Origin of the sequence: Enterococcus sp. BWR-S5 (assembly GCF_016745255.1) — a bacterium.
Lineage (GTDB): Bacteria > Bacillota > Bacilli > Lactobacillales > Enterococcaceae > Enterococcus_L.
On sequence record NZ_JADOEQ010000001.1, the window covers coordinates 356,147 to 376,335 of the forward strand.

The 20,189-nt window shown below is 41.4% G+C and carries 21 protein-coding genes and 1 other annotated feature; of the genes, 20 read left to right on the top strand and 1 reads right to left on the bottom strand.

The window, feature by feature from the left end:
- From IW510_RS01870 to hisE, 15 genes are all read left to right on the top strand, one after another.
- A complete protein-coding gene (locus IW510_RS01870; protein ID WP_202056187.1) occupies positions 1–1,446 on the top strand; it encodes a glutamate synthase subunit beta in 1,446 nt (481 codons plus the stop codon).
- A 288-nt stretch (positions 1,447–1,734) separates the two neighbouring features.
- Positions 1,735–2,043, top strand: a complete 309-nt coding sequence (locus IW510_RS01875; protein ID WP_202056189.1) for a TIGR04197 family type VII secretion effector — start codon at positions 1,735–1,737, stop codon at positions 2,041–2,043.
- The gene (locus tag IW510_RS01880) at positions 2,040–2,390 is read left to right on the top strand and encodes a DUF3958 family protein (RefSeq protein ID WP_202056191.1); all 351 of its coding nucleotides are present in this window, start codon (positions 2,040–2,042) and stop codon (positions 2,388–2,390) included. The genes IW510_RS01875 and IW510_RS01880 overlap by 4 nt, the downstream gene beginning before the upstream one ends.
- A complete protein-coding gene (locus IW510_RS01885) occupies positions 2,391–4,079 on the top strand; it encodes an EndoU domain-containing protein (RefSeq protein ID WP_202056193.1) in 1,689 nt (562 codons plus the stop codon).
- Between the two features lie 10 nt (positions 4,080–4,089).
- Positions 4,090–4,458: a hypothetical protein gene (locus IW510_RS01890; protein ID WP_202056195.1), complete on the top strand. Its 369-nt coding sequence runs from the start codon at positions 4,090–4,092 to the stop codon at positions 4,456–4,458.
- 373 nt (positions 4,459–4,831) lie between these two features.
- Positions 4,832–5,116 carry a hypothetical protein gene (locus tag IW510_RS01895; RefSeq protein ID WP_202056197.1) on the top strand — a complete coding sequence of 95 codons (285 nt, stop codon included), beginning with the start codon at positions 4,832–4,834 and terminating at the stop codon, positions 5,114–5,116.
- A 275-nt stretch (positions 5,117–5,391) separates the two neighbouring features.
- Positions 5,392–5,629, top strand: a binding site (T-box leader).
- 87 nt (positions 5,630–5,716) lie between these two features.
- Positions 5,717–6,910 (top strand): ATP phosphoribosyltransferase regulatory subunit, encoded by a 1,194-nt coding sequence (gene hisZ / locus IW510_RS01900; protein ID WP_202056200.1) that lies wholly within the window; start codon positions 5,717–5,719, stop codon positions 6,908–6,910.
- Complete coding sequence (gene hisG, locus IW510_RS01905; protein ID WP_202056206.1) at positions 6,900–7,538, top strand: ATP phosphoribosyltransferase; 639 nt, start codon at positions 6,900–6,902, stop codon at positions 7,536–7,538. The genes hisZ and hisG overlap by 11 nt, the downstream gene beginning before the upstream one ends.
- A 3-nt stretch (positions 7,539–7,541) precedes the next feature.
- Positions 7,542–8,834 carry a histidinol dehydrogenase gene (hisD, locus tag IW510_RS01910; protein WP_202056210.1) on the top strand — a complete coding sequence of 431 codons (1,293 nt, stop codon included), beginning with the start codon at positions 7,542–7,544 and terminating at the stop codon, positions 8,832–8,834.
- A complete protein-coding gene (hisB, locus tag IW510_RS01915) occupies positions 8,831–9,415 on the top strand; it encodes an imidazoleglycerol-phosphate dehydratase HisB (protein WP_202056211.1) in 585 nt (194 codons plus the stop codon). Before hisD ends, hisB begins: the two co-directional genes overlap by 4 nt.
- Entirely contained in the window at positions 9,416–10,042 is a 627-nt protein-coding gene (gene hisH, locus IW510_RS01920; protein WP_202056212.1) for an imidazole glycerol phosphate synthase subunit HisH, read from the top strand.
- Positions 10,020–10,742, top strand: coding sequence for a 1-(5-phosphoribosyl)-5-[(5-phosphoribosylamino)methylideneamino]imidazole-4-carboxamide isomerase (gene hisA / locus IW510_RS01925; RefSeq protein WP_202056218.1), 723 nt, complete (start codon positions 10,020–10,022; stop codon positions 10,740–10,742). The genes hisH and hisA overlap by 23 nt, the downstream gene beginning before the upstream one ends.
- Entirely contained in the window at positions 10,736–11,494 is a 759-nt protein-coding gene (gene hisF, locus IW510_RS01930) for an imidazole glycerol phosphate synthase subunit HisF (RefSeq protein WP_202056220.1), read from the top strand. The genes hisA and hisF overlap by 7 nt, the downstream gene beginning before the upstream one ends.
- The gene (gene hisI / locus IW510_RS01935) at positions 11,491–11,817 is read left to right on the top strand and encodes a phosphoribosyl-AMP cyclohydrolase (RefSeq protein ID WP_202056224.1); all 327 of its coding nucleotides are present in this window, start codon (positions 11,491–11,493) and stop codon (positions 11,815–11,817) included. Before hisF ends, hisI begins: the two co-directional genes overlap by 4 nt.
- Positions 11,810–12,121, top strand: a complete 312-nt coding sequence (gene hisE, locus IW510_RS01940) for a phosphoribosyl-ATP diphosphatase (protein ID WP_202056226.1) — start codon at positions 11,810–11,812, stop codon at positions 12,119–12,121. Before hisI ends, hisE begins: the two co-directional genes overlap by 8 nt.
- A gap of 94 nt (positions 12,122–12,215) precedes the next feature.
- Here the strand turns inward: hisE and IW510_RS01945 are convergent, their stop codons facing one another.
- On the bottom strand, positions 12,216–12,617 hold the full coding sequence (locus tag IW510_RS01945; RefSeq protein ID WP_202056228.1) for a DUF4828 domain-containing protein: 402 nt from the start codon (positions 12,615–12,617) through the stop codon (positions 12,216–12,218).
- Between the two features lie 227 nt (positions 12,618–12,844).
- Here IW510_RS01945 and IW510_RS01950 point away from each other — a divergent pair, with 227 nt between their 5' ends.
- The 5 genes from IW510_RS01950 to IW510_RS01970 all read left to right on the top strand — a co-directional run bounded on the left by IW510_RS01950 (position 12,845) and on the right by IW510_RS01970 (position 20,054).
- Positions 12,845–13,309, top strand: coding sequence for a helix-turn-helix transcriptional regulator (locus IW510_RS01950; RefSeq protein ID WP_202056230.1), 465 nt, complete (start codon positions 12,845–12,847; stop codon positions 13,307–13,309).
- A gap of 750 nt (positions 13,310–14,059) precedes the next feature.
- Positions 14,060–14,785 carry a DNA/RNA nuclease SfsA gene (gene sfsA / locus IW510_RS01955; RefSeq protein ID WP_202056595.1) on the top strand — a complete coding sequence of 242 codons (726 nt, stop codon included), beginning with the start codon at positions 14,060–14,062 and terminating at the stop codon, positions 14,783–14,785.
- A 183-nt stretch (positions 14,786–14,968) separates the two neighbouring features.
- On the top strand, positions 14,969–15,970 hold the full coding sequence (locus tag IW510_RS01960) for a Gfo/Idh/MocA family protein (protein WP_202056231.1): 1,002 nt from the start codon (positions 14,969–14,971) through the stop codon (positions 15,968–15,970).
- Positions 15,971–16,143: 173 nt separating this feature from the next.
- On the top strand, positions 16,144–17,304 hold the full coding sequence (locus tag IW510_RS01965; RefSeq protein WP_202056232.1) for a DEAD/DEAH box helicase: 1,161 nt from the start codon (positions 16,144–16,146) through the stop codon (positions 17,302–17,304).
- Between the two features lie 47 nt (positions 17,305–17,351).
- On the top strand, positions 17,352–20,054 hold the full coding sequence (locus IW510_RS01970; RefSeq protein WP_202056236.1) for a sigma 54-interacting transcriptional regulator: 2,703 nt from the start codon (positions 17,352–17,354) through the stop codon (positions 20,052–20,054).
- Positions 20,055–20,189: the final 135 nt, after the last annotated feature.

The following is a 20,189-nucleotide window of genomic DNA, read 5'->3' on the forward strand; positions in this document are numbered from 1 at the left end:
ATGGCCGATCCATTCGGATTTTTAAAATATGCTCGTAAGGAAAACCCTTATCGTCCAATTGCAGAGCGTATCAATGATTGGGAAGAGCTGCAGGTTCCATTAAAAGAAGATGAACGCCAAGAACAAGCAGCTAGATGTATGAACTGCGGGATTCCTTTCTGTCACACCGGTGTCTTTTATGGTGGAAAACGCGCTGTATCTGGCTGTCCAAATGATAATTTGATTCCTGAATGGAATGACCTCGTTTATCGTGGTGAGTTCAAAAAGGCTTGGGAACGTCTAAGCAGAACAAATCCAATACCTGAAATGACTGGGCGTGTCTGCCCGGCGCCATGTGAAAAATCTTGTACAGAGGCGCTGAATGGCTCCGGTGTGTCTATCCATGACAATGAGCGCTTCATTATTGATACCGCATTTGAGAATGACTGGGTAAAACCAACAGGACTTCCAAAGGAAAAGACAGGCTTTAAAATTGCTGTTATTGGAAGTGGACCGGCGGGGCTTTCTGCCGCTTGGCGATTGAACCAGCTTGGTCATGAGGTCACTGTGTATGAACGTTCTGACCGCTTTGGCGGCTTGCTGATGTATGGGATTCCTAATATGAAGCTGGATAAAAAGGTTGTTCAGCGCCGCATTGATGTCATGATGGAGGTCGGTATCCGTTTTGTCGGAAATACAGAGATTGGTGTCGATATTACGGTAGAAGAATTGTATCAACTGTTTGATCGGGTAATTGTCGCTACAGGTGCGGGTGTGCCGAGAGACTTGAAGGTTAATGGAAGAGAAGTTCAGGGTGTTCAATTTGCTGTGGATTACTTAACAGAAGCAACGAAAGACGTACTGAAGCATGGAACGGAAGCAACCAGTAAAAAACTGGCAGGCAAGCATGTGGTAGTGATTGGCGGCGGTGATACAGGGAATGACTGTATCGGTTCAGCAATCCGTCAAGGCTGCGCTTCTGTGAGACAGCTGGAGATTACACCGAAGATGCCAACAGATAGAACATCGACGAACCCATGGCCTGAATATCCCTTTACAGATAAAGAAGGCTACGGACAGGCAGAGGCACATCATGTGCAGGAAGAAGAACTGACCCTGTATCAAACCTCCACTACCGCTTTTATTGGCGCAGAACGAGGGCAGGTCATCGGCTTGGAAACTGTTCAGGTCGATCAAAGCTTCCAACCAATCGAGGGAACAGAGAAGACTTTGAAAGCTGATTTAGTTTTATTGGCGATGGGCTTTATTGGTCCGGAAAAAAATCTGCTTGACCAATTAGAGGTAGCAGAAGTCTATGATGACTATACAACCAACAATGAACGTGTGTATGTAGCCGGTGATGCCAAAAGAGGGCCAAGCTTGGTTATCTGGGCAATCCGAGAAGGGCGCTTGGCAGCAGAAAATGTCGATCAATCACTACGTGCTCTTGTGGCGCAGGCACAATAAGAATTCCGGTTCTTCAAAAAAGCTGGATGAAGAGTACCTCGTTGCTATAGTTGAGTGGGTATAAAAATAAGCCTTTAAATCCTTTGTTTTTCAAGGGTTTAAAGGCTTTTCCTTTACTTGTGATAACATGTTGATAGTAGTTTGCACAATAACTAATAACCCCCTAATTTTTAAACTTGTTTAAGTAAGCAATAAATTCTTATCTCAAAAAAATATTATTTATATCATTGTTTGCCTATCTGCACTTATGGTAAAGTTTTTATGTACCATTAAAAAGGGAGGTTTACTATGAGTGGAATAGCAGAAGTGAAAAGTAGTTCAGTGGTTGCTGGACAGGTTGCGACAAAGATTGCGAATTCCTTGGACAGCGCTGCCGATGGCGGGGCGATTTTAAGCGATACGCAAACAACGGTTGGTGGAAATATGAACGCACAGGAAGCCATTCAAGCCATGTTGGGTGGTCAGAATAACATTGTGCAGGCCATCGGACAGGCATCAAATAATTTACAAAGTATTGCGAATGAATTTGAAGCCGCAGATCAAGCGGTAAGAAAATTGATATCCATTCCTTCACCTATAGGAGGGGGAGGCAGATGACGCAGTCGTTGGAGGATATTCAACAGGATGAGCGGTTGTTGGAGGAAGAACTGGATCAGGTGACGGAAGGAAGAAAGCATCTGAGACAGCTTGAAGAAGAATACGAAGAATTTTTCCATTACACCTCGACCTTGTTTTCAGAGATGCAGGAGCAGTTCCGACAGACTGATTTCACTTGGTATTTAAGCGAGCAACTAGATGGCTTACAGCATCGTGAGACTCATATTTTCGGCGAGTTGGATGAGGAACGGCAACAGTGGGATAGGAAACAACGAGATATTGAGGATACCCAAAGTGAGCTTTCTTATGCGCGCGAAAGCATACTTGCTAACGAGGAGTATCTATGAATGAGTGTTAACATGTTTGTAGGAGCTTCCCAAAGTCAGGCAGCCAGTGTCTTAGCCAAAAGCCAACAAGATCAGCAGGCCTATGAAAATATGTTACAGGCACTACAGCATTTCATTGGTGAGGATCGATTGAATTCTACGGCCTATAGAAATGCAAAAGGATTTTATAGTGCTGTGTTGATGCCGCTGGCAAAAGCGGGTATTCTACTCTCGGAAGCGGTCGGAGAAGCCTGCCAGAAATTCGTACAGGACTATCAAGGAACCGTGGATAGTGGTGACTTGAAGTCAGAGGAACTCGAAGAAAAGATTCAACAGTTGAACGGGCAAATTAGCCATTTGGATGCTATTCGTGCAACGATTGAAGGCAAGGATTTAGCGGACAATTTCAAAATCCGACAATTAAATCAAAATAGTCAGGCGAAAGGCCTGTTAGAAGATGCCAGAGATATGCTGCAGAAAAAATTGGATAAGCTATTGGACTTCCATGGGACTTCTCCGGCTATTTTTTCAGCTATTTCAGAATTGGAAGCAATGGTAAGTCAAGGAGCCGCTCAAGCGGGTACTTCATTTACCGGCAGTGGGTTCTCGATTCCAACAGACTTAGGCTGGACAGCAACAATTGCAGAGAAGTGGCAAACCAGAGCGGAGAACATCAAGAAAAAAGAAAAAGAATACCACGAGAAGAAAATCAAGGAACTTGAAAAGCATAATGTATATGCATGGCCGTATGAAGACCCGGAAACCAAAGAAATAAAAATCATGTGGTTTATCGATAAAGACGGCGTGAGGGTGTTTGATAAAGAATTACAGGAGTATGTTGAAAGATACGGCAAGAACTTAGAAGGCATTTATGAAGTGGTCGACTGGGAGAAAATCTATGAACTGGACCTAGCCGCACGAAGAAGAGGTGATGGCAAGAATTACCTTAACTCGAACCAGCTTCCTAAAGGTTGGGAATGGTCCGGTCAAGCAAATGCACATATAGAATCTGCCTATTGGATGGCAAATAAAACAGGACTGTTAGATTTAGCCTTAATGGCCGGCTTGGTTTATTTGAATAAAAAGACAAAGGTTTCAACTTCTAAAAATGTAGCGAATGTGTTGGATGATGCCGCAGATACTAAGCATGCCAGCGGGTCTAATGATGTATTATCAGGTAGCAAAAATGGAAAGAATTATACATTAGACAAAAGCAAGAGTACTGGAAATGTTGCTTACAAGAAAGTTAGTCAGCCTAACAACTTTACTATTGGTCCTGATGCTAAAGATCACTTAGTTAATTCGCAAGGACTTGTTCGTAAAAAAGGAAAAGGGGTTATAGGAGGGCATAATATGGATGCTTTTTATGGAGAGCTAAGGGCGCAAGGGTTTAACGTTGACGACTGCATTATAAATAAAAAGCCACATCCTACAGTAGAAGGGATTTATGAAATTGAATATAGAGTACCAAAAGAAGTGAAGGGAAAATTAGTTCTTGATGAGTACAAAAAAATTCCTGAACCAAAAACAGTTTATGATCCTAATGTATTTTCTAATGATCAAATATATCAATGGGGTTCAGAAGCAATGCAAAGTGGGACAATAAATGGAAGAATAGTAAAAGGTTCTTCTAATGATATAGGGTTTACAGGGTACTTAGATGCTGTAACGGGTGAGCTGACAAATTTTCATCCATCAATGAAGAGATAGGAGAATTAGTATGTATAAATTAGTAGAAGATAAGTTAGAAAAAGAAAATTTGATTCGTCAGTATTTTGTTTTAATCGGAGACTATATTGAAGATTTTATGTTCAGATTTTTGAACAATGAATCTTTCAGAATAGATGCTATGGCTATTCTATTTAAAGAAGATTTGGATGAAGAAGATGATGAGGAAGAGCTACAAGAAATAAAAGATAATCAAGTTTTACTTGTCTCTGAATATCCTGCATCACCTCAAGATGAAAAAGCATATTATTCTTATGAAGAAATTGGAGATCATATAGAAACCTGTCTTAATGAAAATTATAAGGAAAATATTAAATTTCAAGAAATCTTTAAAGAGCTTAAAGCCAAGTTAGAGTCATAAAAGAGAAAATCACATTCAGTTAAAATGATAAATTGCTAAAACGATATTAGTGGAGGGATACTCCAAAATATTGTTTTTTAATCCAAAAATTGAATGACAGGTAGCTAAGTGCCAGTAGATTTTTTCAATTCCTACTTACCTAGGTCAGGTAATAATTATTGTTGATGTCAAAGTTGCTGGTTTAATTTACGTAGATAAAAGGCTGAAGGTCTCAACTTCTAAAAATGTTCAGTGGAAGCCAGCATCACTTGAGGATATCATCTCTAGCCCTGAAAGACTATATAAAAGTACAGAAAATGAGATTAAATCAATTTTAGTACTTGAGAGGAACAGCAATACAAATTGACTAAATGAGAAGAGAGGTAAGAATAGTATGATAAGAGTTGGAGAATCATTTGACTTGTTTCTAGAAACATTGAAGCATTCTAATTCGGAAGTTTTAAATCTATCAGATGAATTGATTGAATATTATCTGCTTGAAGAATTTGCTATAGAAGCTCCTTCTTTTCTTAGTGAAATTACATTGAGTAGATTATTGAATGAAGGTATTATAGATAACAATATTTTAGAAAAAGGCAAGACTTTACAAAAGATGTATCTTTCAATGGATCAAATGAAAAATTGGGATAGTTCTTCTATAAAAGAAAGTTCAGAATGAAGAAAAATAACTACTCTTTCAACACAGATTTTTGAGCTAGTTCGTCAAAAATGGACAGAAGAAGAAATAGAATATTTAAAAACATTATAAAAAGATACTTTACTGTCTGATTTTAATAACCAATACTCATTTTCGAGCAGGTATAGTCACCCTGTTTACTTGTTTCTCGAAGCTAGATACTTTTATCAAACTTTTTTTGCCAGATTCTTTGGGAAAGCTGTTGACTATTTTGGCTATCCATGATAAAGTTTTTAGAAATAAATGAGAATACGATGAAAAAAATAATGATCAGAATAGTAAGTGATTTTTGCTGCTTCAGAGAGTTTCCGGTTGGTGCAAGGAAATAGCCGCTTGTCATTGAACACGCCTGTAAATTGTTTTTCTGAATAATTATTGTAGGAAAAATCGGTACTGCCCGTTATCGCTTTTAGTCTTAGACTAACAGAGTTTTTCGCTGAGAGGCGGAAATGAATCTGAGGTGGGACCACGTGAAAAAAGTTTCTCGTCCTCTTGGCTTATTTGCCAAGAGGACTTTTTGTTTTTTTAGAGTTAAGGAAATGAACTGAGGATTACGAAAATGAGCAAAAGGAGTTGTTATACATGAAATGGAATCGAAGTTTACCTTCCGGCACTAGAGATAAGCTGTTTCGTGAAGCAAACGGCGCATATCAGCTGGAACAGCAGGTCAATACAATTGTTCGAAATCGAGGCTATCAGAGGGTGGATACGCCATTGATTGAGTTTGAAGATGTGTTTCAAGTAGATGAGATTGAAGGCGTGCTTTATCGCTTTTTTGACAAGCAAGGGCGTTTGCTTGTGTTGCGTCCTGATATGACGATGCCTATTGGTCGTGTTGCTGCAACGGCGGGTATTCAGCCTCCTTTAAAGCTGTCCTATAGCGGTAGAGTCTTTCGGTTTAATAATGAAATGACTGGCGAGCAAAATGAATTGACGCAGGCTGGCATTGAGCTGATTGGTTTTTCATCTGCTAAGGCTGAACTGGAATGTATTTCCTGTGCTGTAGAAATTCTAAAGGAGCTGAATATTCCTAATTTTCATTTTGAGTTAGGTCATGCGGGAATTTTCAATGAGGTTGCTTCTTATTTGCAACTGAATGCAGAGGAAAAAAGAAGTCTGAGAGAACTGTTAAGTAACAAAAATTTAAGCGCATTGGATGAATTTGTTAAACAGCATCCAAGTGAGCTGAATGAGTTCATCAGTGCATTACCTAAGCTGTTTGGTGAAGTAACACCTGTTTTAAACGAGGCAATGGACTTGCTGCCTGAGGGCGTGGCATTTGCTTCAGTTCTTGAAGAAATCAGCGGGATGGCACGATTGATTGAAGAGACACTTCCGGATATTTCTTTGACAGTGGATCTTGGCTCAGTTGCATTGATGGATTACTATACAGGGATTTTGTTTAATGGCTACGCAGATTTGATACCGGAAGTATTCTTGAGGGGCGGACGCTACGATCATCTGGTGGAGCAGTTTGGTCATACTCGAATTCCGGCAGTTGGATTTGGAATCAATCTCGACACACTGGTTTCTTTACAGTATCGGTTAGATATTTTAGCAGAGTTAAAAAATCCTAAAATATTGGTACATGCTTCATTAAATGAACTCGCTGCAGCTCAGGACTTTGTCCGTCAGACAGAAAATAGTGAGCTTTCTCTTTTTGATACATGGGAAGAAGCTTTGGCCTATGGAGAAAAGTGGTTTTATGATGAAATTATTCTGATTCAAGGAGAAGAGCAGATTCGAGTAAAGGTGGGTGCGCAGGATGAAAAATAATTTGACGATTGCCCTCACGAAGGGCAGACTGGAGAAGCAGACATTGGCATTGTTTGAGCAGGCAGGCATCGATGTGTCTTTTATGAAGGACAAACAACGAAAACTTGTTTTTCAAAATGCTGACCAGACCTTGACTTTTCTACTGGTAAAAGCTGCAGATGTGACCACCTATGTTCGCCATGGTGTTGCTGATTTGGGTGTTGTTGGCAAGGATGTGCTATTGGAGCACCCGCACGGCTACTACGAAATGCTGGATTTATCGATTGGAGAATGCAAATTTTCAGTAGCTTCTACCGAGGATTATCAGCCAAACGACCATAAACGAAAACGGATTGCAACCAAGTACCCAACGATAGCTTCAACACATTTCAGAAGCAAAGGTGAAGATGTCGATATCATTAAGATTGAAGGTTCGGTAGAAATTGCGCCGGTTCTCGGCTTAGCTGATGCGATTGTTGATATTGTTGAAACAGGTACGACATTGAAGGAAAATGGTTTGCAGATTTATGAAGATATTTGCCGCATATCTGCTCGGATGATTGTTAATAAGGCTACATTGAAGCGAAAACGTCAGGAAATTTTTGAGCTGTTTGAACAGCTTGAAGCTGTAATTGGAAAAGAGGGATAAGCAATGAGATGGCTATCAGGAACAAAACAAGACATACTTTCTGAACTGGATAAGGAAAAGTATACAAGACAGTCAGACAATCAGCAGATTGAGGCTGCTGTGAAAGAAATCATCGAGACAGTTGTCGCATCCGGGGATCAGGCGTTGATTGAGTATTCTAAAAAATTTGACCGAGCAGTTTTAACAGAATTGGAAATATCACAGGAACAGCTTGAGCAAGCCTACTTACAACTTGATGAAGATGTGAAGCAGGCGTTGGAAAAGGCCAAAGAGAATATTATCAGCTACCACAAAAAGCAAAAGCAAAATGATTTCATGGATAGCGAAAAAAGTGGAGTGTTTCGTGGACAGTTAGTGCGTCCTCTGCAACGAGTAGGGGTTTATGTTCCGGGAGGCACAGCGGCATACCCTTCTTCGGTGTTGATGAATGTTCTGCCGGCGAAGATTGCCGGCGTTGAAGAGGTTATCATGGTTACGCCGCCATCAGTGGAAGGAGTACCTGCAATTATCCTCGCAGCCGCAAAAATCGCCGGAGTGGATCGAGTATTTCAGATTGGCGGTGCACAAGCAGTTGCTGCATTGGCTTACGGAACAGCGACTATTCCCAAAGTAGATAAAATTGTTGGACCTGGAAACATCTATGTTGCGACAGCGAAGAAGCAGGTGTTTGGTATCGTTGGTATCGACATGATTGCCGGACCATCGGAAATTGGCGTTTTGGCTGATAAAGAGGCGAATCCTGCTTTTATTGCAGCGGATTTACTTTCACAGGCAGAGCATGATGTATTGGCTAGAACCTTTTTGGTCACTGATTCCAAAGCACTTGCTGAAGAAGTGGAGAGAGAGCTTGCCGAACAACTGATTACTCTTCCGAGAAAAGAAATTGCTGAGCGTTCGATTGTCGATCACAGCTGGATTATTTTAGCGGAGACTGAAGCAGATATGTTTGCTATTATGAATGAGATTGCGCCGGAGCATTTAGAAGTTCAGATGAATGATCCGATGAGTCGGCTGTATGAAATCAGAAATGCCGGTTCGATTTTCTTGGGTGCTTATACTTCCGAGCCGGTTGGCGACTATCTATCAGGAACGAACCATGTCTTGCCGACAAGTGGGACGGCCAAGTTCTATTCACCGTTGGGAGTTTATGATTTTATCAAATATAGTCAGGTCAGTTATTATACAAAAGCTGCTTTAGCAGAGGTTCAGGCAGATATTGCGTTACTTGCAAGAAAAGAAGGTCTTGAAGCACATGCACGAGCTGTTGAATATCGTTTTAAGGAGGAGAACCAATGAGAGAAGCAAGCTTAACAAGAAAAACAGCAGAAACATCTATTGAACTATCATTGAATTTGGATGTACAGGAGCCGGTTCTAATTGATACGGGCGTTGGTTTTTTTGATCATATGCTGACATTGTTTGCTCGTCACAGTAGAATGTCATTAGATGTTAAAGTAGACGGAGACTTGGATGTAGACAGCCATCATACAGTCGAGGATGTTGGGATTGTTTTAGGTCTGTGTTTGAAGGAAGCACTGGGAGATAAGGCAGGGATTAATCGCTATGGCACCAGCTTTGTTCCGATGGATGAAACATTAGGGATGGCTTCTCTTGATTTAAGCGGCAGAGCCTACTTAGTTTTTGATGCCGATTTTGACAACCCCAAGCTTGGTGCGTTCGATACAGAGTTGACAGAGGAGTTCTTCCAAGCCCTGGCATTTAATACTCAAATGAATCTGCATTTAAAAATTCTACATGGAAAAAATACGCATCATAAAATTGAATCACTATTTAAAGCAACTGGCAGAGCACTGAGGGAAGCAGTCACCTTCAATCCCGATATACATGGGATTAATTCCACGAAAGGAACGTTATAGATGATCGTCATTATTGATTACGATACCGGAAATACACGAAACGTCCAAAAAGCGTTGGATTACGTTGGGCTGGAGAATAAATTATCAGCGGATACAGATGAGATTGCTCAAGCAGATGGCTTGATTTTACCTGGTGTGGGCGCATTTTCTTTGGCGATGGAAGCGTTGAATGAACGAGGCTTGACTGAAGCAATTAAGCAGGCGGCAAAAAATGGTACGCCTATCCTAGGTGTTTGCTTGGGCATGCAGCTGCTGCTTGAGGGAAGTATGGAAAACGGGTTTACCCGAGGCTTGGAGCTGATTGAGGGAATCTGTGAACAGCTGCCGGCTGAAAAAGGCTTCCCTGTGCCTCATATGGGCTGGAATGAGCTGATAATTACAAACGAAACGCCACTGACAAAGGAGCTGTCAGGTGAATATGTTTATTTTGTCCATTCCTATTATGCCGACTGTGACCCAGATACTATTGATGCCCTTGCACAATATTCATTGAAAGTGCCTGCAATGATTTCAAAGGGGAATATCTTTGGTACACAATTTCATCCGGAAAAGAGCGGCGAGGCAGGACTCAAAATACTGAAAGGATTCAAGGAGGTCGTGGATCATGTACGTATTACCGGCAATTGATATTCGAGAGGGCGCAGCAGTTCGATTAGTGAAGGGAGACTTCTCACAAAAGACCATTGTTAATGAGGACCCGTTGGCACAGGCTCATATCTTTAAGGCAGCAGGCATTAAGTTTCTTCATATTGTTGACTTAGATGGAGCGTTGGACGGGACAACGACCAATGCACCTTTGATTGAAAAAATAAAAAAAGAAACAGGCTTGATGATTGAGGTTGGCGGCGGTATCCGTTCGATGGAGCAGGTGGAACAATATGTGGCGATCGGTGTTGATCGAATCATTATCGGCTCAGCAGCATTGAAAAATCCTGAGCTGGTCAAAGAAGCGGTTGAAAAGTATCAGGAAAAAATTGCTGTGGGAATTGATGCCAAAGACGGCAAGGTTGCTGTGAGCGGCTGGTTGGAAGTCAGTGAAACCGATTATCTGACGATGGCAAAAGAAATGGCGGCAATTGGCGTGCAGACGTTGATTTATACAGATATTTCTAAAGATGGTACGCTGACAGGACCAAGTGTGGCACATTATCAAGCGTTGCAGCAGGCTGTCCCAACAATTGATATTATCGCTTCAGGAGGAGTTAGTAACAAAAAGGATTTAGAAGAGCTCGCTGCAATTGGTGTCTATGGCGCGATTGTTGGCAAGGCTTATTATGATGAACGAGTAACACTGGAAGAACTGTTGGAGGTGGAAGCCTCATGCTGACAAAACGAATTATTCCCTGTCTGGATGTGACAGATGGTCAGGTGGTTAAAGGGGTTAACTTTGTTAATCTGCAAAGCATCGGTGATCCTGTAGCCATTGCACGCGCCTATAACGATCAGGGGGCAGATGAGCTGGTTTTTCTGGATATTACCGCGACCAGTGATGAACGGGAAACGATGGTTGATGTTATTGAACGAACGGCTTCAGAAGTATTTATTCCTCTGACTGTAGGTGGTGGTATCCGCTCTGTTGAGGATATGAAGAAGATGCTGCAGGCGGGAGCAGATAAAATTTCATTGAATTCGGCAGCAATCCAAAACCCGCTTTTGATTAAAGAGGGGGCTGAGAAATTTGGGTCCCAATGTATCGTCGTGGCAGTTGATGCTAAACGAACAGATTCGGGCAGCTGGCATGTGTTTGTCAAAGGTGGTCGAGAAGATACCGGTTTGGATGTTATTGAGTGGGTCAAGCAGGCGGTTGAGCTAGGAGCAGGCGAGATTTTGCTGACAAGTATGGATGCAGATGGCACGAAGCAGGGCTATGATTTGGCATTGAATCAGGCAGTCTGTGAGGCAGTGACTGTTCCGGTTATTGCTTCCGGCGGCTGCGGCAATCAAGAAGATATTTTAGAAGTTTTTGAGCAAACAGAAGTTACAGCAGCTTTAGCAGCAAGTATTTTCCATTATGGCGAAGTGAAAATTCCTGATTTAAAAGAATTTTTACAGGATAAAGGAGTGACAGTACGCAGATGAAACTAGATTTTTCAAAGGGCTTAGTTCCGGCAATCATTATTGAGCACCAGACGAATGACGTGCTGATGCTGGCCTATATGAACGAGGAGAGCTACAATAAAACACTTGAAACTAAAACGACGTGGTTCTATTCCCGTTCCCGCAACTCATTATGGAACAAAGGCGAAACTAGCGGACATGTCCAGCACGTGAAAAGTATAACTACAGATTGCGACAAAGATACGTTGCTGATTCGTGTCGAGCAGGTCGGTCCGGCTTGCCATACAGGGGCTCATAGCTGTTTTTTCAATGTCATTCTTGAGGAGGAAACAAACAATGCTTGAATCACTATATAATGAAATTCTCGAAAGAAAAGAGCAGCCGAAGGAAGGCTCATATACCAACTACTTATTTGATAAAGGATTGGATAAAATTCTGAAAAAAGTTGGAGAAGAAGCCACCGAGGTCGTTATCGCAGCAAAAAACGATCAAGAAGAGCTTATTTCTGAGACCGCTGATCTTGTGTACCATATGCTGGTTTTACTGGCGGAAAAAAATATTCCGCTATCAGAAGTGGAAAAAGAGCTTGAAAAGCGACAAGGCAAGCTAAGCGTGACTAAAGACAGAAAAGAAATTGAAGAGTTATAAAAAACGTCAGGAATCTGAAATGATTCCTGACGTTTTTTATAGTTGTAACTGACATACGCCTGTTTTTCCTGTTTTATAAACAGTCGTTGACAGTTTAATCTTCCTTCATTAATTTCTCTACAGGCACAACAGCTTCTAATAGATAGGTACTATCATCCGCTTCATCATAGAGTGTTGTTGGAACATCAGATTTCGTCTCGATAATCAAATGGAAACCGAAGGAATCCTGAATGGCTAACCGTTTCATATTCCACTCGATGAGCGCAAACTCCAATTCCTTTCCATCCAGACGAATAAGCAGCTTATCGTCGATTGTCAGCTGATGCTGTGTCGCCTTTTTCTTATCAACAAACCACCACTGTCCTTGGTATACCTTTATCAAATCAGCTGTTGACCGATTCTCATCCAACTTCTTTTTACCGTGCTTAAAAAGTAATGAACTGGCAATACCTGTAACGACAGAAGCCCCAAGCAAAAATGACCAATGCTTTTTCAATTTTTCAACCTCCGGCTTTTCTTTTTATGATAGCATGAATGAAGAAAAAATGATGAGAACAATAACGCATCATTAACAAAATTTAAGAATGTTGAGAAAAATCAGAGAAATTGTCTATGGTACTGATGAAACGGAAGAATTTATGTGAATTGCCTGCGCAACAGCAACTGTTGCGTGCCTTTTTGGAGGCAGGAAGGTAAAGTCGAAGCAGGAGGGAAAACGAAAAAATGGATTTAGGTCAAAAAATGAAACGTAAAAGAAATGAATTGGGCTTGACCCAGCAAGAGGTTGCAGATAAGGTTTTTGTCACTCGCCAAACCATCTCAAAATGGGAATTGGGGAAAAGCAGACCGGACCTTATCTCACTAAAATTATTAGAAGAGCTGTTGCAGGAAACATTCTTGGATCAGCCGGAAAAGAGGGAATTTAAGATGAAAGTAACAAAGAAAGATATTTTGATGACGTTGCTGTTTGGTGTGGTATTTTTACCAGTGCGGTTTTTAGTTACATGGCTCAGACCGAAGATTAGTACCCCGCTGATGAAGTTCATTATAGTACCAATTCTTTTGGTAGCAGGAACGTTGTATTTACGTTCGTTAAATACACAGGCATTTTCTGTGATTTGGGTATTTATCTTGTGTTTCTATTATTCAATCGTGAGCTATTACACAGGATCAAAATCATCTGATTGAGCAACAGGTAAGAGGTTAATACAAAGAGAAGGAGCTGAGGCATTTTTATGTCATAGCTTCTTTTTTGCATCGTATGAAGGGATTATAAAAATTTTATGGCTGTGAATTCGGTGATACCTAGGATTGGGAAGGGAACCATCGGAATATTGTCTAGCTTTACGAGCAGCTACCGTATTTAAGAGGAGCACAAAACTTTTTAGGAAAAAGTTTTGTGTGATTGACGTCACGCATACCATTCGACTAAAGTAACAGACAAGTCGAACTGGCATAGCTTCTCTCAACAATAAGCCAAAACGTGTCTCATGGTAAAGAACACTATGTTTCAATTTTGTCTTATTGTTCGGAAGCTGGACAAGCTCGTTCAGCTTTTCTGTTTGTCTAGCTTCACGAGTCAGCTCACTTGACGATAAGATAAACTGCCTTCAGTGAACATAATACAAAATTTATAATGTGTATCTACGGTTCTCATTTTACTGCGATCCTCGATACAAAACGTTACACTTGGTCCGTTTTCCTATATCGCGCATGAGCTAAGCGACTCGTTCAGCTTTTCTGGTTTGTCTAGCTTCACGAGCTAGCTTCTCTCAACAATAAGGCAAAATGTGTCTCATGGTAAAGAACACCATGTGTCAATTTTGTCTTATTGTTCGGAAGCTGGACAAGCTCGTTCAGCTTTTCTTAATCTGCTACAACTTAGTTGTCCAAAGTCTGTAAAATGTGGTATTGTGATGAGGAAAGGGTGTTCGTATGATTGTTTATCCAGAGGTTCATTTGGCCCGTTTTTTGAGTAGACCCAATCGCTTTATTGCTGAGTGTGAGTTGATAGAAACTAATGAGCAGGTAACGGTTCATGTAAAAAATACCGGCAGAGGGAAAGAAGTGCTGTTATATGGTGCTGAGGTGGCGCTGAGTCATCAACCTTCGCCAAAAAGAAAAACAGCGTATGACTTAGTGGCTGTAAAAAAGGCAGAGCAATGGTTCAATATTGACAGCCAAGTGCCTAATGCACTGGCAGCGCAAGGACTGTTAGATGGAGAGATTATTTTGCCGGAGCTGAATGGTCAAATCAGCTTTTTAAAGCGTGAACAACGATATGGTGATTCGAAATTCGATATTTACATCGAAACAGATACTGGACAGAAGGCATTCGTAGAGGTAAAGGGGATGACTCTGGAAAATGATAGAATCGGGGCCTTTCCTGATGCACCAACGCTTAGAGGCTTAAAGCATGTCAAAGAATTAACGAAGGCTATTGCTGAGGGTTATCAGTGTTACATACTGTTCATTGCTCAATTTGAACAGATTCGTGTAGCGACAATCAATAAAGAGATGCAGCAGGCACTGGCGGAAGCAATTTTTGTCGGACAGCAAACTGGATTAAAGGTGCTTGCCTACAATTGTAGGGTGCAACCGGAATCGATTCAGGTGTTGCGACCCATCGCTTTTGATTTGAATCAGGCATTTATTCAGCAGTAGCTGATGTTCGAGCTCTGAAATCAGAAGCATGAAACGTAAATGCAGTATATTTTATGGTTTTATCATTCTCAGATACTAAATAGTTGTGGAGTCAGTCGTTTCTGAGAGTGAAACTATGCAGCAGCGATGCGGTATAGGAAAATAGATGTAGTACATGAGTGTTAAAAGAAAGGTGAGGATAACATGATTCATTTAGGCGTAATTGGAACAAATTGGATTAGCGACCAGTTTGTACAGGCAGCATTGGAGACAGGAAAATATGATTTGGCAGCTGTCTATTCAAGAAAACTGGAAAGTGCACAGAAATTTGGCGAGAAATATGGAGATGTGGAATATGCAATTGATTTGAACACATTTTTTGATATTGCGCACATGAGCACCGTCTATATTGCTTCACCAAATGCGTTGCATTTTGAACAGGCAAAGCAGGCAATCTTAGCAGGAAAAAATGTTATTGTAGAGAAACCGGCATTTTCAACACCTGCTGAAATGGATGAAATTATCACATTGGCCAATCAACAGCGTGTGTTCTTTTTTGAAGCAGCTCGAAATATTCATGAAAAAAGCTTCAAAAAGATTGGCGATTTGTTGCCATTGAAGAATGAGATTATCGGGGCAAACTTTACCTATATGAAGTATTCTTCCCGTTATGACCAAGTACTGGATGGACAGGAACCAAATATTTTTTCTCCACGCTTCTCCGGCGGCGCTTTGATGGATTTGGGTGTATACCTAATCTATGCAGCAGTTGCTTGGTTTGGTGTCCCGAATGAAAGCCATTATTTTGCGCGGAAAATTCGCACAGGAGTTGATGGATTGGGAACAGCAATTTTACGCTATGATCGGTTTGATGTAACAATCCAAGCTGGGAAAATCGGTGATTCTTCTCTGGATTCAGAAATTTATTTTGATAACGGCACATTACTTTTAGATGGAATCAATGCAATTTCAAAAGCCGAATTTCATGATAGAAACCAGCAACGGACAGAGGTCATTTCATTGACAACAGAAGAAAATCCAATGGTTGAAGAAGCGGCAGATTTTGCTCATGTCATTGAAAACCCGGAAGATAAAAACTGGGGTATCGCTTATGAAGAATGGGTTGAGCTGGCTCGCAATGTTAATCAGGTAGTAACCGATTTAAGAGCTAGTGCGGGTATTGTATTTGATGCTGATAAAAAGTAAAATAGGAATAGGCTATTAGTGCGTAAAACATGAGATAATGCAGAAAAGTCTGCTTGCTCATGGATGTTCATAGCAGCTAAAACTAATAAATGACAGGGTTGTGACTTGATTCGAAAGGGATACATGTATTTCTTGGATGATTGTCACAGCCTTGCTCTTGAAAGAGGATACATATGGATTTATTTAAACAGCTGCCAGAAGGCTGGCAGAAGCAATGGCAGGATTCTGGTTTTGATGAACCTTCAGCGATACAACAGCTGAGCTTCACACCCTTGTCAGAAGGGAAAAACGTCAGAGGTATTTCACCTACAGGCACAGGGAAAACCCTGGCTTATTTATTGCCGCTTTTATTGAATGTAGAAAAACAGGCAGGGAGTCAATTGCTGATTCTTGCGCCTTCTCAGGAGCTGGCTGTACAAATTGGACAGGTCGCACAGGAATGGGGTAAAACACTGGAGCTGAAAACCCAGACGTTAATTGGCGGAGCCAATGTGAAACGTCAGGTGGAGAAGCTGAAGAAAAAACCGGAAGTTTTGATTGGAACGCCGGGAAGAATTCTGGAGCTGATTCGCTCGAAAAAAATCAAAAGTCACCAGCTGAAAACAATTGTTATGGACGAGGCAGATTTACTGCTTCAAAAAAGTGAGCTGGATTTGACGAGACAGATTTTACAAAGTGCACCAGTAGATTACCAGCTGGTGTTTTATTCTGCAACTGCCGATACAATTGAAAAAGAGGTAAGTGAGCTGGCAGCAGAGGTCTTGACTGTTGATGCAGTAAATGAGGATAATTCCGCCGGTAAGATTCAACATTTTTACATAGAAGTGCCTTTTAGAAAGCGAAAGGACTTTCTTCAAAAGATGCTTCATATCCCATCTTTCTATGGTATGGTATTTTTCAATCAGTTAGCTGATTTAGGGGCAATTGAGGAGAAGCTGACCTATGAAGCTCTTCCAGTGGTGGGGCTTGCCTCGGACCAGAACAAACAAATGAGAAAGCTGGCGATCACTCAATTTTCTCAGAGGCGGGCAAAAATGCTTCTGACGACAGATGTCGGAGCGAGAGGACTGGATTTTCCTGCAATTGATTTTGTAGTTAATGCAGATGTTCCTCAAGATAGTGTCAGCTACGCCCATCGTGCCGGCCGAACAGGACGAATGGGTGCTGAAGGCGCAGTTGTGACCTTTATCAATGAGCGGACGAAACGAGACTTCCAGCGTTTGATGAAGGCTGTCGGGCAAACGGCGGAGGAGCTGTTTGTTTACGATGCCGGGTTCCATAAGGAGAAGAAAGAGGATCGACGGCCGACAGGAAAAGAGAAAAAAGGGAAATGATTGTTGACTGTTGTGTTTGGATTCATCGGGCATAAGGGAGGCTAAGCATGAAATCCAGAAAAGAAGAAATTTTAACCTTGCTGCAAAAGAAGAAAATTGGTATGACAGCAGCCGATATTGCAGAGAAGCTGCAAATTGATCGAAGCAATGCAAGTCGATACTTGAGTGAGCTTTCAAAAGAGAAAAGAATTCTTAAAGGAGAAGGCAGACCTGTCATCTATTCTGCAACCCTTGAAGAGGACGAAGAAAAGATTCATGTAGACAATTCGAGTGAGGTTTCCTTTGAAAATCTTGTGGGTGCGAACGATTCATTGAAAGTCAGTATCCAACAAGCAAAGGCAGCGATTCTTTACCCGCCAAGAGGGCTCCATACGATTATTTTCGGAGAAACAGGAACAGGGAAATCCTTGTTTGCGGAATGTATGTATCACTTTGCGGTGGATTCCAAGACATTGCCGCAGAATGCACCATTTATTTCCTTTAACTGTGCAGACTATGCACAAAATCCGCAATTGCTTTTTGGGCATATTTTTGGCGTGAAAAAAGGCGCCTACACGGGAGCTGAGAATGACAGTCCGGGCTTAATCTCTGAGGCAGATGGCGGCGTGCTGTTTCTTGATGAGATTCATCGCCTGCCTCCGGAAGGACAGGAAATGCTGTTTACGTTTATCGATAAAGGTATTTATCGTCCCCTTGGAGAAAGTGGGAAGACCTATAATGCTTCGGTGCAGATTATTGGTGCAACGACAGAATCCTCCGAGAGCTTTCTGACCACATTTAATCGACGAATTCCGATGGCTATCACCTTGCCAAACCTGGAGGCACGTTCTCTTGATGAACGCTACGACATTATTGCTCTGTTTATTAAACAGGAAGCGAACCGACTGAATCAGCGGATTAACATTGAGAGAGAAGCTGTGCTTGCTTTCATGCTGTATGACGCAGAAGGAAATATCGGACAGGTAAAACGAGATTTGAAGCTGGTGTGTGCAAAGTCTTTCCTGCACTATCGGACGCACAACTCTGCATCTTTAATGATTCGTAAAAAAGATTTGCCACTGCAGGTGCAAAAAGGCTTGCTCAAGATAAAAGAGGTTGCCGATCGATTGGATCGTTTTGTCGATGCAAAAAATAATTATCTGACCTTTGAACCGGGAACAAATGAAGTTGTCTGGTCTAGGGACCCGGCACGAGATATGCAGGTTTATAACGAAATTGAAGAAAAAGTATCAACACTTTCTCAAAACGATTTAGAAAATGTAGACTTGGAAGAGCTGATTTCTACAGATATGGATGCGTATTTCCAAACCTATGTAGAGGAATTGACACAAAGCTCCATTCATAAAGAGCTGCTGCCTGAAAGTATCTGGAAGCTGACTAATCGTCTCTATGACATTGCTGAGAAACGCTTGTCCCGAACCTACAATGAGAACGCTCGCTTTGCGTTTGCTTTGCATCTGCAGAGCACGATTGATCGAGTGCGAGAAGGGCATATGATTGTCCATCCGAATTTGAACAATATACGCAAGCAAATGAAGGATGAATTCCAAGTAGCCATCGACCTGTCAGCAATTATTGAAGAAGAAAATGATATTGAGATACCTTTCGATGAGATTGGCTTCATCAGTATGTTTCTTTCTATAGATGTAGGAAACAAGGAAACCATCGAAGTGAATAATGTTGGAGTCGTTGTTTTGATGCATGGGGATTCCACTGCATCCAGTATGTTGAAAACAGCACAGGAGCTGTTGGGTATATCTACAGGGAAAGCGATGAATATGCCGCTGACAATGGAAGTTCAGACGATGTACGAAAAGCTGCGCAGCTATGTTTCTGAGCATCAGGAAGCACTGAGCAACGGAATGCTGCTTTTGACTGATATGGGTTCATTGAACTCCTTTGGTAATATGATTTACGAGGAAACCGGGATTCGAACAAAAGCGATTTCGATGACGAGTACGATGATTGTTTTGGAAGCGATTCGGATGGCCAGTGTCGGCAGAAGCTTGGAGGATATCTACCAGAATATCCAGATGTCCTTTGAAGGAATTATTCGTGAGCAATTCCGCAGCAGTCTGAAGAATCCTAACCAAGTGAAGAAGGCGGTTGTAGTCACCTGCTTTACAGGAGAAGGAGTTGCAGCTAGGCTGTATCAAAGAATTCTTCCGGTTATTGATGAGGATAAGGTGGAAATCATCCAAATGCAGTTTTTGGAGAGAGAAGCCTTCAAGAAGCACATTGACAGCTTGATGGAAGAGTATGAAATCAAAGCAATTGCGGGAACCGTTGATGTGGAATATCAAAACATTCCGTTTTTCTCTGCGTATGATATTTTTGATGACGAGAAGTTGAATGTGCTGAAGCGAATTGCCGGAGATGAGGTACCAACAGAGAAAATTGTTAAGTCCCTGAGTGATACAATCACAGCGGTAGATTCCTTGCATAAGCTGATTGTGATGCTGCAAAAGACAGTTCATCAAATTCAGACCGATATGCACATTATCGTTGAGCCGGGTGTAGATGCCGGGATTGTGATTCATCTGGCCTTTCTAGTAGATTCGATTCTAAAGGGCGAAGAATCGAAATCTTTTGATGGCTTGACGGAATTTGTGAAGAAGAACCGTTTGGAAACAGATGTTGCCAGGACGAATCTGATGGTCATTGAAAAGGCTTATCGTATTTCAATACCGGAAACCGAAGTGGCTCATCTGACAAAAATGTTTTTAGAGAATAAAATCAGGAAATCATGATTTTACACACAAAAATTAGTGTGTAAGTGTGAAAAAAGAGTGTGTACCTACAAGTGATATAGACCAAATCCTTGCTATTAAAGGGTTTGGTCTATATCTTTTTTTGGCACGCTTCTTGCTTATATAAATGTGTAA